Annotated in this window: 9 protein-coding genes; 4 read left to right on the top strand and 5 right to left on the bottom strand. The window is 54.4% G+C overall.

Features of this window, described 5'->3' with window-relative positions:
• Positions 1–168: 168 nt before the first annotated feature.
• Positions 169–1,488: a polysaccharide deacetylase family protein gene (locus KI367_RS10700; protein WP_212949524.1), complete on the bottom strand. Its 1,320-nt coding sequence runs from the start codon at positions 1,486–1,488 to the stop codon at positions 169–171.
• Between the two features lie 19 nt (positions 1,489–1,507).
• Positions 1,508–2,212: a coiled-coil domain-containing protein gene (locus KI367_RS10695; RefSeq protein WP_052146960.1), complete on the bottom strand. Its 705-nt coding sequence runs from the start codon at positions 2,210–2,212 to the stop codon at positions 1,508–1,510.
• Positions 2,213–2,348: 136 nt separating this feature from the next.
• Here KI367_RS10695 and KI367_RS10690 point away from each other — a divergent pair, with 136 nt between their 5' ends.
• Positions 2,349–4,121 carry a hypothetical protein gene (locus KI367_RS10690; protein ID WP_212949522.1) on the top strand — a complete coding sequence of 591 codons (1,773 nt, stop codon included), beginning with the start codon at positions 2,349–2,351 and terminating at the stop codon, positions 4,119–4,121.
• 95 nt (positions 4,122–4,216) lie between these two features.
• Here KI367_RS10690 and KI367_RS10685 read toward each other — a convergent pair whose 3' ends face one another.
• Complete coding sequence (locus KI367_RS10685; protein WP_246536834.1) at positions 4,217–6,604, bottom strand: Ig-like domain-containing protein; 2,388 nt, start codon at positions 6,602–6,604, stop codon at positions 4,217–4,219.
• 231 nt (positions 6,605–6,835) lie between these two features.
• Between KI367_RS10685 and KI367_RS10680 the strand changes: the two genes are divergently transcribed.
• Positions 6,836–7,891 (top strand): serine hydrolase domain-containing protein, encoded by a 1,056-nt coding sequence (locus tag KI367_RS10680; protein ID WP_212949519.1) that lies wholly within the window; start codon positions 6,836–6,838, stop codon positions 7,889–7,891.
• A gap of 93 nt (positions 7,892–7,984) precedes the next feature.
• On the opposite strand, the gene KI367_RS10675 is transcribed toward KI367_RS10680, so the two are convergent.
• Both KI367_RS10675 and KI367_RS10670 read right to left on the bottom strand, forming a co-directional pair.
• Positions 7,985–8,698 carry a DsbA family oxidoreductase gene (locus KI367_RS10675; RefSeq protein ID WP_036709532.1) on the bottom strand — a complete coding sequence of 238 codons (714 nt, stop codon included), beginning with the start codon at positions 8,696–8,698 and terminating at the stop codon, positions 7,985–7,987.
• 190 nt (positions 8,699–8,888) lie between these two features.
• On the bottom strand, positions 8,889–10,298 hold the full coding sequence (locus KI367_RS10670; protein WP_212949517.1) for an MATE family efflux transporter: 1,410 nt from the start codon (positions 10,296–10,298) through the stop codon (positions 8,889–8,891).
• A gap of 429 nt (positions 10,299–10,727) precedes the next feature.
• On the opposite strand from KI367_RS10670, the gene KI367_RS10665 reads away from it, so the two are divergent.
• Both KI367_RS10665 and KI367_RS10660 read left to right on the top strand, forming a co-directional pair.
• Positions 10,728–11,585 carry a carbohydrate ABC transporter permease gene (locus tag KI367_RS10665; protein ID WP_052146959.1) on the top strand — a complete coding sequence of 286 codons (858 nt, stop codon included), beginning with the start codon at positions 10,728–10,730 and terminating at the stop codon, positions 11,583–11,585.
• Positions 11,582–12,466, top strand: coding sequence for a carbohydrate ABC transporter permease (locus KI367_RS10660; RefSeq protein WP_036709520.1), 885 nt, complete (start codon positions 11,582–11,584; stop codon positions 12,464–12,466). Before KI367_RS10665 ends, KI367_RS10660 begins: the two co-directional genes overlap by 4 nt.
• Positions 12,467–12,515 lie beyond the last annotated feature (49 nt).

The following is a 12,515-nucleotide window of genomic DNA, read 5'->3' as shown; positions in this document are numbered from 1 at the left end:
GAGGGGGAAAGACCACCCCAAAAGTCAAATTTTCTCTTGCGAACATGGGTAATTCCTACATTTTTACATTTCCTTACCCTATTGTTCCGACGTTTTGCCTTGATCTTATGGGCTTTCGAAATTTAGGATGAAATATTTAGGGGATGAACAAAGCAGCTTGGGGCAAGGCTATTCCAAATTTACGATCGGAATCTGCTGCTTTTGCAAATATTCAATCAGTTGCGGGAGGAGACGGACCGTTTTTTCGGATTCATGCAGAAGGATGACCGATCCCCCCGCCTGGGCATGCTCAATGTAATTGAGAACGTGCTGCGGGCTGTTTTTGCTTTTCCAATCTTCCGGATCGCGGTTCCACAACACGATTTTCATGTTGGCGCCTTCCGCCGCTTTTCGGGTATGCCCGTTCATGGAGCCGTAGGGTGGCCTGAATAGCGCGACAGGCTTTGAGGTAATGTCCTTGATGAGCTTGTTTGTCTGCAAAATTTCCGCCTGCTGCCGCTCCGCGGGCAACTTCTGCAGATTGGCATGCGTCATGGAGTGGTTGCCGATCGCAAAGCCATGGTCGGAAGCGTATTTTACCGCTTCGGGAAACTTTCGGACCTGGGTTCCGACGAAAAAAAACGTCCCCCCGGCGTTGTAACGCTCCAGAATATCGACGATCTCTTTGGTGTATTTGGAAGGGCCGTCATCAAAGGTGATCGCGACGGACTCCTTCGAAATGCCGAAATTGACCGGCTTATCCAAGCTGACCGCTGCCGGCGCCTGAAATTGCGGCTTGAGCGGGACGGGCGGCTCGGAAGCTGCGGGAATGGCAGCGGCGGCAGCGGCCGTTTTTACCCAGGATTCCCTTTCGGTTTGCGCGGTCAAACGTTCCCCCTGCGCGGATTTGTCCTCCGCGGCAACGCCTTCCGCCAGGGCCGTCCCGTCTGTATTGGCCAGTGCCTTTTCATCCATGAGTGAAGATTTGGAAAAAGAGAAATAAAATAAAAGAATAAGGACCAGCAAAGCGGCGCCCACGCTTGCGATTTTTCCGGCATTCACTGCAGCCTTGGCAGGTTTCGGATCGGGCTCGGGTTCGGAATCGATACCGCTGCTATTACTCAAGTCAAGACTTGGAGCGATGAAAGACGCTCCCTCCAATTCGCCGGCATCGCCGATCCGCTTCAGCACGGCAAGCTGTTCCGCAAACGTCTCTGAACAAGCGAATTTCACTTTCCGCACGGCGTTTCTGCCGTACCTGGTAATTTGGCCGTACCGTTGTTGATCCAGAGAGCTGCGTTCGCTCGCAAAAGACAGCCTGAATTTCATATCGGCGTCCTCGGCTTCCGTCAACACTTGGCGAATCCGCGGTCCCGTAAAGGAGTCTACTTTCCAAACCATCGCGGTCGTCTGATCGCAGACGAAGTCCACCTGCATCAAAAAATCGCCGGATTCCCGCTCTTCAATGGACCGGATCTCAAGCCACTTCGTCAAATAGGGTTGCTGCATGGTAAACCTCCCGTTGCCGTTATTCCGTTGGAGGGGTCAGCGAGAAATTCATGCGTGCGGTAAAATCGGAAATGGTCTGCAGCAGATGGTTTTTCTCTTCCAGCACCTTTTGGTATTGGCTTTCCACCTTCTGGTTTTCGCTCTCCAGATCCCGGATTTTTTCGTCGAGTTCCTTGGTTTTTCTCACACTTTCATGCTGGTATTGGCTGAACTCCTCGTTGAGTTTCGCGTATTTGTTCCGTTCCTTTTCCAGCTGGTACTTCAAATTTTCCATGCCGGAGCTTGCGGAGTTTTGGTATTCCTTATAGTCTTCAAGCAGCTGGTCGTAGCTCATTTGTTTTTGCGTCAGCTTGTCCTCGAGGTTCCGGAACTCCTTTTCCTTTTCGAGAATCGCGTGTTCTTTTTTGCTCAGCTCGTTTTTCAGTCGATTGATGGTATCATAAGCGTTTTGCAGCTGCTCTTCGTGGTCTTTCAATCTGAACGCGGTCAGCTGGCGGTCATTCAGCATGTTTTCGACGGCAACGATGAGGTCCAAAGCCGCTTTGTCCTGGTCCAGCAGCGAAAGTTCCGCGTCGGACGAAGCCGGGACGGCAGGTTCAGCCTCGTTTTCGGTTATTGCCTGAATTTCGGCCGCCGCAGTCTCGGATGCGGTTTCAGAGCGGGCGGTCAAAAGATTTTTCAGCCAGCCTCTAGTTTTCATATTCGGATTCGGTTTGCCGTTCATGATACATATCTCCTCGATATCAAATTAACCTGTCGAAATGCTTGCCATTTGACGTACATTCGAAAAATGCTACATTCTATTAATATCGGAATATGATCAGGAGAAATTTAGAGGGAGCTTGGGGGGCCGTCCACAAATGAAAATAAAACAAGTGCTGACCTTGAGGCATATTCTCATCTTGCTTTGCATCGCCATGCTGGTCCTGATCGCGTTCAAAGGGATCGACATGAAGCGCAAAATGGCATGGGTCGACGAGGCGGAGCGTTACTATCGGGAAAACAACCTCATACAAGCGGAGGAGTGGTACCGGAAGGCGGCCAACAACCGATCCTTTCATTACAAAGAAGCGTTGATCGCCAAACGCCTGAACGAGCTCGCGCCGGTTACGGAGATGAAAGCCACGCTGGCCCGCCTGGACGGGCGCGTGGAACGGACGGGTTCCAGCCAGGATTTTGCCGGCTTTCTTCAGGTTTACGGCGAATTCCAGGACGCCCGGAACAAGTTCATGAGCGCGGACAAACGGTTTGCGGCCGTTTACCCCAAAATTTCGGCGGGCTACGGCATTTCGGACGATATCACGCGTTATTTCAAAGAGTTCAAGGGCTTGTTTTACGGCCAGCTGGAGCAGCAGCTGAATCAAGGGCTCACGGACGAAGCCGGCGCAAAATGGAACCTGCAGGCGATTCCCGAAGCGTTTTACGGCGGGGCAGACGAAAAAACCAAGCAGCTTGGCGCCAAATTCAAAGATTTCGACGAAAAGCTGATGTCCCGGCTCGCCGGGGGCGGAAAATTCGCCCAGCTGCTGGATTATTCGCAAACGCTGATGGATGAGTATGAAGGGCGGAAGATCCAGGCGCCATGGGTCAAAAGCAAAACGGAAGAGCTCTCCCGGATGATTCTGAAAAAGGATGTGGACGGAGACCAGCCGGCCAATTACGCGCTTCACGCCAAAACCTACGAGTCTTACGTGCAAAGCGCCGGAATCAAATCCAGCCTGCTGAAGGAAATCGATCGGCAAATCCGAAAATGGCTGACCTCGGCGCAGCGGAAAATCAAAAACAACGACTACGAAGGGGCCATTGCCCTTTATGAGGCGTTATCCGCCTACCGGGACACATCGGATGAAGTGAAAAAGGCAAGGCTGGCCTGGACCGCTCATGACCCGCTCCGTCTGCTGCAGCTCGTCGGCCAGACGGCCAATTTCAGCCATGTCGGCGGCGGGGGCAGCCGGTTTGGCGGCAGCGCTTATGCCATCGGCTCGGATGACGGCAACGCCATTTATTTTGCGGTCATGAATGCGGACGAGACGGTGCAGGCGGCGAGCACACCCGAATTTCCGGGCGACGTCGCCATCCGGAACGTTTCGGTCGAGGAATCGCTCAGCACGAAAACGGCGCCGGTCCTTCTCGTCGAAGGCGAATCCGCCTCGCGAAAAGCGCTGTATGCGGCATACGAAGTTCACGGCAGCCAAATGACGCCGTTGTTTTTCTTCGAAGCCGACGGTTACGCGGTGCAGCCCGACCGTTCGCTGCTTGTGACGAACCCGGCGGGCTTCGGCGAAGACGGAAGTGCGTCCGCCTCGCAAGAGGCGGTCTATACGCGGCAAGGGGACAGCTACCAGTTCGCGGGCTTCCAAAAGGATTACGCCGACATCGACGGAGCCGATCTGCTTGCGCATGAAAACGAAAAGGTAAGCTTCGCCTGCTATATCGTCTACGGCGGAGAAGGCCAGGCGCTGGCGCAGGTGGGCGCTTCTTACATCAAGCTGCGCGGCGATTACATGTTCAACGAGGGAACGAGCATAACCGTCGTCGGAATGTTCAATCAATTCGAAGACGTCATCCCCGGCGGCGACCCGCTGAATCAGCCGATCAATGTCCCGGTGTTTGACGTGGAACGCGTGGAATAAAAGAACGGGCGGCGCAAAATGTTTTTTTGCGCCGCCCGTTCGTGCATTCAAATGAGGCATATGAATTAATGATCTATAAATTTTATGCCGTTAATTTATTTCACGTTTACGACCACTTTCGTCGACTTGCCGCCGAACGAAACGGTAATCGTGGCTTTCCCTTTGCCCGTCGCCTTCACCACGCCGTCCTTCACCGTTGCGGTCAGGATGCGCGAGGATTTCCAGAGCGCAGGTTTCGATACGTCCGATTCGCTTCCGTCGCTGTACGTGGCGGTTGCGGTCAGATTGAAGGTTTGGCCAACGCTCATGTTCAGGCTCACTTCGTTCGTTTGCAAATATTTCAGGACGTCCACTTCCACAGGAATGCGGACGGTTTTATTGGCGTATTTGGCCGTAATCGTCGTTTTGCCGCTGCCGACCGCCGTTATTTTGCCGTTTACGACAGTGGCAACTTTATAGTTCGAGGTTTTCCATTCCGCTTTGCTGCTGACGTCCTTGGCGGAACCGTCGCTGAACGTTACCGTTACGGCCACGTTTGCGGTTTTGTCCTTCGCGCTGCCGGCCGTTTTCAAGAAGAGGAAATCAGCGCTGGCATCGATTTTGGAAATGACGTCGACTTCAACCTGCACGGTAGCCTTCTTGCCGCCGTATTCCGCCGTAATCGTCGCTTTCCCGCTCTTCAAGCCCGTCACGACGCCCTCGCTGTCCACGCTGGCTACCGAAGGGCTGCTCGACTTCCAGGTTGCTCTCTTGTTCAAGCCGTCCGGCGATTCCGGATCGTCCACGGCCGTCAAATCGATTTTCTTCTTATCGCCGGCGGATAGGATGATCAGGCTTTGCAGGGAGGTCAGCTCGCTGACGAGCCCCACCTCTACGGTCATCGTATACGTTTTGCCTTCATATTTCGCCGTGATCGTGGCGGTACCGGTGCCGATGCCCGTAACGACGCCGTTTTCGTCCACTTTGGCGATCTCTTCCTTGCTGGAGCTCCATTCGACTTTATCCGTGACCTGCTCCGCAGGTTTGTTGGCGCCGTAATCCAGCACGATGCTTGCCTGGTACGTTCCGTTCACTTTCAACGAGACCTTTTTCGAGGAAAGCTCGACCTTCAGAGGCATGTCTACCGCGACATGGGTCGTCACGCTAACGCCAGCGTAAGTCGCCGTAATGTCCGCTTCGCCTTTTTTATAGGCCGTCAAAAGCCCGTTCGAAACATATACGACATCTTCCTTGCTGGATTTCCACTGCGCTTTGTTTTGTACCATTTCCGTTTGCCCGTTGGCGTACGTTGCCTTCAGCTCAAGCTGATGCGTTTTGTTTCCGGACAGGCTCAAAGCCACGTCCTCGACCATATCCAAATGGCGAGGCACGTCGACGTCCACGTTGATCGTCACGCTTTTATCGCCGTATTTGGCCGTAATGACAGCCGTTCCCGGCGAATTCGCCGTCACCGCTCCCTGCTTCACGAACACCACTTGCTCGTTGCTGGATGTCCACGTTGCGTCTTTCGTCACGTCCACCGCGCCTTTATCCGGATATACGGCTTCCAGCTTGATCGGAGCCGGCAGCGACTCCTTGGCATGCAGGAAGATGTTCTGCTCGCTGGCCTGCAGACGGATCGCCTTGTCGACGTCCACCTGGATGGTCGCGGTCTGCGTGCCGTATTTGGCCGTAATGGTCGCCGTTCCCGGGCCGTAAGCGGTAATTTCGCCCTTAATGACGTCCGCTACCTCCGCGTTGCTGGTGGACCACTCGGCTTGTGCCGATACGTCGTTCTGCACGTTGCCGTCGGGATATGTAGCTTTCAGCTTTATTTGAACCGGTTTGTTTTCGCTGAGCAGCATCGACACTTGCGTCGTGCTTGGGTCTAATCGTTTTACGACTTCCACGCTGACCGGGACGGTTACCGATTGTCTGCCGTAAGCCGCCGTGATCGTCGCCGTTCCCGGGCCGATCGGCGTCACCTTGCCGTTAACGACCGAAACGACGTTGCCGTCGTCCACCGTCCACTCGGCTTTGTTCGAAGCGTCCGTGTCCGTGGAATTGTCCGTATAAGTTGCCGTCAGATGGATGGTCGGGCTTTCGCCCATTTTCAGGTCAAGCTTTTGCACGTCTTTCGTGAGCGCCTTGACCTTTTTCGTCACGTTGACCTGAACCGACTCGGTTTCGCTGCCGTATACGACAGAAACGGTCGACGTTCCTTCGCCTACGGCGGTAATCGTGCCGTTGTATACGGTGGCCACCGCGTTGTTTTTGCTGCTCCAATTTGCTTTTATCGTCACATTTTCGGTTGAATTGTCCTTATAAACGCCCGTCGCCGTCACGGATGCCGAATCGCCGATCTCCAGCGTAATCTGGGATTTCGATAGAACCAGCTTAGTCAAATCGGCAGCGGTGTTCGCAGCCATGCCGACCCCTGAATATGCCATGCACAATACGAGCACAAGCATCATGACAAGCATCTTCCGAAGCTTCTTCTGCAATGTTAATTCCCTCCAATTCTGTATTGACATAAACACATCATACCTCACATATCGGCCATCCGGCCGTCGAATATTAGGTTTTTTGAATGTTTTTCGGTTTTTTTTCGAAAAATGGGGCGAATTCGTCGAATTTTGGCCGTCGATTTTTTACGCGCTGAAAAAGCAAAAAAGCCAAGCTTCAGGCAACTATCCCTTCAAATGAACGTCTATATGGATATGGAGGTGCCAACGATGATCACAACCGACCATCCCATTGCAAGGCTGGCCGAGGAGCTGGTCCGAAAACATTTTGGCAAAAGGTCCCCGCTGACCGTCACGATCGGCATTTTGGAACAAGGCAACCAGTACTGCTGGGGGCACGGGCAATCCCCGGGCTTCGATTATGCTTCCGCCATATACGAAGCCGGATCCCTAACCAAGGCTTTTACGAATACGCTTCTGTTCATTCTGGAACGGCGCGGCAAGCTCGGCTTGGCAGACACCGTCGGAACATACATACCTGAATGCGCCTCGAACCATGAGGTCAGCCGCATCACCCTGGAACAGCTGGGAACGCATACTTCCGGACTTCCCCGGCTGCCCGCGGGCTTGAAAGCCGTCATCGGAAACAAACTGAATCCTTACGAGCACTACGCGGAAGAACATCTGCTCCAGGATTTGCGGGCCTGCAAACCGCAGGCTCCGGGAAAATTCGAATATTCCAATCTGGGGGCGGGGCTTCTCGGATACATCTTGACCCGCTGCACGGGCCAAAGCCTCGAGGAGCTCGTTCGCGAAGAAATATGCGCGCCTTTGTTTATGGAAGATACGGCATTCCTCCTTCGTCCGGATCAGCAGCAAAGGCTCCTGCCCGTATATACGGCCAATGGCAAATCCGTCCCCCACTGGGATCTTGGCGTGTTGGCGGGGGCCGGCGGGCTGCGGACCACGGTCCGGGACCTGCTGCAGTTCGTCAAAGCCAACGTCGGCATGGGAGCCGCATCCGTGACGGCGGCCATGAAGGAGACCCAGAAGCCGAGACACCGGCTCGGCCGCGGCGGCGAAGCCGGCATGGGCTGGATGATCCGAACCGGCGTTTACCACGACAGCGTGCATTGGCATAACGGCGGCACGTACGGATCGAGCAGCTTTATCGGTTTCCATAAGGAGAAAAACATGGCGGTGATCGTGCTGGCGAACAACGGCAGCTTGGCGCTGGGGCCGTTTTCCTTTTTGCGTCCGCGAAAAAACCACGTCGACGACATCGGCTTCGAACTGATCAAAGCGATGACCAAAACGATCCATTGAACCGTCCTTTTCGCATGCAAAAAAAAAGAAGGCGGGCCGGCAGCTTCGCTGAAGCATGCGGGACCCGCTTCCTTTTCTATTTTTTAACCCCTATTATTTGTTGTCCGCCGGCAGCGCGCAGGAACCGTCCTGGCACGCCAAATCGTCGGAACCGCCCACCATCTTCAGCGGGTGGTCTTCCTTCCATATTTCGTTCAGCGCGTTCGCGAACACTTCCTCGGGCTGGGCGCCGGAAATGCCGTATTTTTGGTTCACGACGAAAAACGGCACGCCGGTGATGCCGAGCTTCGACGCTTGGCCCTCATCCTCGCGGACTTCCGTTTTATAGGCTTCGCTTTCGAGCATGTCGGCCGCAGCCTTCGCGTCCAGTCCGATCTCGCCGGCCAGGCGCGCAAGGACCTCGCGGTCTCCCAAATGCTCCGAATCCGTAAAGTAAGCTTTGAAGAGCCGCTCCGTCATCTCGTAGCGTTTGCCGAACTCGCCCGCCCAATGCGTCAAACGATGCGCATCCAGCATATTGGTAGGCTTCATCGTATCGAAGCGGTACGTCAGCCCCACCGTTTTCGCCTGCTCGGTCATGTTGTCGTTCATCTCTTTGGCGCGTTCGTAGCTCATGCCGTACTTGGACGCCAAAATCGCGTGCATGTCTTTGTCGTTATCGCGCGGCGCGCTTGGATCAAGCTCGAAGCTGCGGAACACTACTTCCACTTCGTTTTTATGCTCGAAGCCTTCCAGCGCCGCTTCGAAACGGCGTTTTCCGATGTAGCAGAACGGGCAGGCAAAATCGGACCATACTTCAACTTTCATTTGTCATCCTCCTCAAAGTGGTACGCTTAGGTTCGACTAACTGATACTTTTTTATACACAGAATAATCCAAAAAGAAAGGCAGGATTTCCTGCCGTCTAACTGTAACTATTTTATACACATTATATACTGAAGGTTTGGTTTCCGCAACCCGGGAAAGCAAACCATCTTCCGTTCGTCCGTATTCCGCCGTTACCCCGTCGTCGGCGTCGCCGCAGGCGCCGGTTCCTGCTCCGCGGGCGGTACGAGCGCATGCCGCTCCCAAGCCCGGCTTTTCCAGCGGAAAAACATGATGACGGCGCGAGTCCACTCGTCGGCCGCAATCGCCAGCCACACGCCGGCCAGGCCGAGATGCAGGCGGAACACCAGGAAATAACCGAGCGGCAGCGACATGCAGACCATCGAAATCAGCCCCATGTATACCGGGAAGCGGGCGTCGCCGGACGCGCGGAGCGAGTTGATGATGACGATGTTCACCGTCCGCCCCGTCTCCAGCACGATGCTGAGCAGGATGACCTGGGCCCCCATGCGGATGATGGCCAGGTTGTCGGTGAACAGGCTCATCAGCGGGGTGCGAAACGCGATCACGACAAGATCGATGACCACGGTCGCGGCCAGCGCCCATTTGACGCTTTGAAACACCCGCGCGTAGGCGTCCTGGTTGCGGCGCGAGCCGACGTAATGGCCGACGATGATGGCCGTCCCCATGCCGATCGCCATGCTGAACAAATAAATGTACATCGAAATGTTGTTGGCGTACTGGCGCGTGGCCATCGCTTCCGCCCCCAGGTAAGTCGCGTACATCGTAAAAACGAGCTGGCAGCTCTGGTAGACGATGCTTTCAAACGCGGAGGGAATGCCGATGCCGAGAATTTTGCGGACGTAGTCCCTGGATAAGCGGACGTAAAACCGCCACTCGACCCGCACCTCCATGATCCGGTACAGCAGCCACAAAAACATGCCGAAACAAATGAACCGGCTGAATACCGTCGATATCGCGGCCCCTTCCACGCCCAGCGCGGGAAAACCGAAGTGCCCGAATATCAGCACGTAGTTGCCGCCGACATGGATGAGGTTCATCAAAAACGAAACGACCATCGTTTCTTTCGTGAAACCGTGCGTGCGAATCGTAGCGGCCAGCGCGTTGATCAGCGCCTGCAGGAAAATCCCGCCCCCGACGATTCTCATATACGAGTGCGCATATTCAAATACATCCCCTTGCACGTTGAGCAGCCGCAGCATGAAACCTCCGAACGCGATAAACACGACGCTCAGGATCAGCCCGACCGCAAGGTTCAGCGTCAGCGCGTTTCCCGTGACCTGCGCGGCTTCAAGCTTTTTCCTGGACCCCAAATATTGGGCGACGACGATGGAGGCCCCGGTTCCGATCACTTCGAGCACCAAAATGGCGATCGACATGATCTGGTTGGCTGCCCCTACCCCGGATACGGCGTCATCCGAAACCGAACTGAGCATAAACGTATCCACGGTCCCCATCAGCATGAACAAAAACAGTTCCAGAAAGATGGGCCAGGTTAAACGCACAAGGCTGAGACGTGTGGATTCTGACCGTTCTTGTAAATCCATCGAATGTGCGGTCATAAGTCAGAAATCACCTTGCTTCCTAAAAGTAAAATAAATGAAAACAATGGTATGTTAGCACACTTTTCATGAGATTACATTCCTTTCATCCAAATTTCATTCGAACAATTTTCAGGAAAACGGTTGCTTGGAAAAACCATGAAAAATCGCGCCGCTGCGGCCTTTTGGAGCATGCGAGGACAACACCTGCCCGCAGCGCTTACAGCGGCAGCAAAAAAAGTGTTGATAATTGGAAAACCATCATCTATGATAAGGTCATCGGGCCGCATCAAAAATTAAAGCACTTTAACTTTTGTAGTGTATTACCCGTGTAAAACCTAACACAATCAAGTAAAGTTTATTCCAAAAGTTAAAGCGTTATAATTTTAATTCAAAAGAAAGGTTGGTGTTTCCGTGACTCACCGCGAAAGCCGGCGGCAGACCTTGTACATGTACCTCTTCATTTCTCCATGGCTGATCGGGTTCCTGGTGTTCGCCTTGTATCCGATTCTGTCATCGCTTTATTACAGCTTCACGGATTACGACATCATCCACCCGCCGAAATTTGTCGGACTCGCCAATTACACCGAGATGCTGCATAACGATCTGTTTTGGAAATCGGTCGTGGTGACGGTGCGGTATACGTTCATCAGCGTGCCGGTCCAACTGCTTCTGGCGCTCGGTTTTGCGCTGCTGCTGAACCAGAAAATACCGTTTCGCGGTTTTTTCCGAACCGCCATGTATTTTCCCAGCATGGTCTCCGGCGTCGCAATGTCGCTGCTGTGGTACTGGATTTTCAATCCATCGATCGGCCTGTTCAACTACGTGCTGTCCTGGTTCGGCATCAAAGGCCCGGCATGGCTCATGAGCCCGGACTACGCGCTGTACGCGCTGATGATCATGTCGTTCTGGACGGCGGGCTCCGGCATGATTTTGTTCCTCGCGGGACTGCAGGGCGTGCCCGCAAGCCTGGTGGAAGCCGCCAAGCTTGACGGCGCGGGCCGTTTCCGGATTTTCCTGAACGTGACGCTTCCGATGATCTCGCCGGTGCTGCTGTTCCAGCTCATCATGGGAATCATCGACTCGTTCCAGGTGTTCACCCAGGCCTATGTCATGACCCAAGGGGGACCGAACTATTCGACCTGGTTCTACGTGTACAATCTGTACACCAGCGCCTTCAAGGAATACCGGGCCGGATACTCCTCCGCGCTGGCGTGGGTGCTGCTGATCGTCGTCATGCTGTTTACGGCCCTGATCATGAAATTTTCGAACCGATTCGTTCATTACGAAGGAGGCGGACGTAAATGAGTACGATCCCGGCTGCAGGCCCCCAAGCGCCGTCTTCGCCGATCCGGTCCAGGCGCAAGATCGACGGGGTGCGCATCGCCAGCTTCATCGCCCTGATCGTCACCACCTTTCTGATGCTTTTGCCGCTGTTCTTTATGGTCTCCACCTCGCTGAAATCGAAAAAGGAGCTGCTGAAGTTTCCGCCGAGCTTTTTGCCGGAATCGTGGCAGTGGAGCAACTATAAGGAAATTTTCGAAACGCTGAACTTCGGCCAGATGTACATGAACAGCCTGATCATCGGCGTATTGACCGTCGTGGGCACGCTGCTGTCGTCGGCTTTGGCGGCATACGGCTTCGCGAGGTACCGGGGCAAGGGCAACAATCTGTGGTTCATGCTGATGCTCAGCACGATGATGCTCCCTTACCCGGCGATCATGATTCCGCAGTTCATTCTCTTTTCCAAGCTGAATTGGCTGGATACGTTTTTGCCGCTCGTCGTGCCCGCGTTTTTCGGGTCGGCGTACAACATCTTTTTGCTGCGGCAATTTTTTTCCACGCTGCCTGAAGAGCTGTTCGATGCGGGACGCATCGACGGCTGCAGCGAGCTGCGCATGTGGCGGCAAATCGCCCTCCCGCTTTCGGGCCCGGCGCTTGCGACCGTTGCGATTTTCGCTTTCATTTACAGCTGGAACGATCTTTTGACGCCCGTGCTCTACTTAAGCTCATCGGATAAGTTCACGCTTCCGGTCGGCATGTCTTCCTTCACCTCGTCGCGGTTTCGCATCCCGCCGTGGCATCTGCTCATGGTCGCCTCCGTGCTCGCCATGCTGCCGATCGTCACCTTGTTCGCCATCGCGCAGAAACGGTTCGTGGAAGGAATCGTGCTCACAGGCATCAAGTAAAGGCCCCGCCGCCAGAGGGGCGGCATCGACTCTTGAATAGATGGGGGAT

It is taken from the genome of Paenibacillus cookii, from assembly GCF_018333375.1.
GTDB lineage: Bacteria > Bacillota > Bacilli > Paenibacillales > Paenibacillaceae > Paenibacillus_AQ > Paenibacillus_AQ cookii.
The sequence above is the reverse complement of the archived record's forward strand: the minus strand, read 5'-3'. Positions and strand labels throughout refer to the sequence as shown.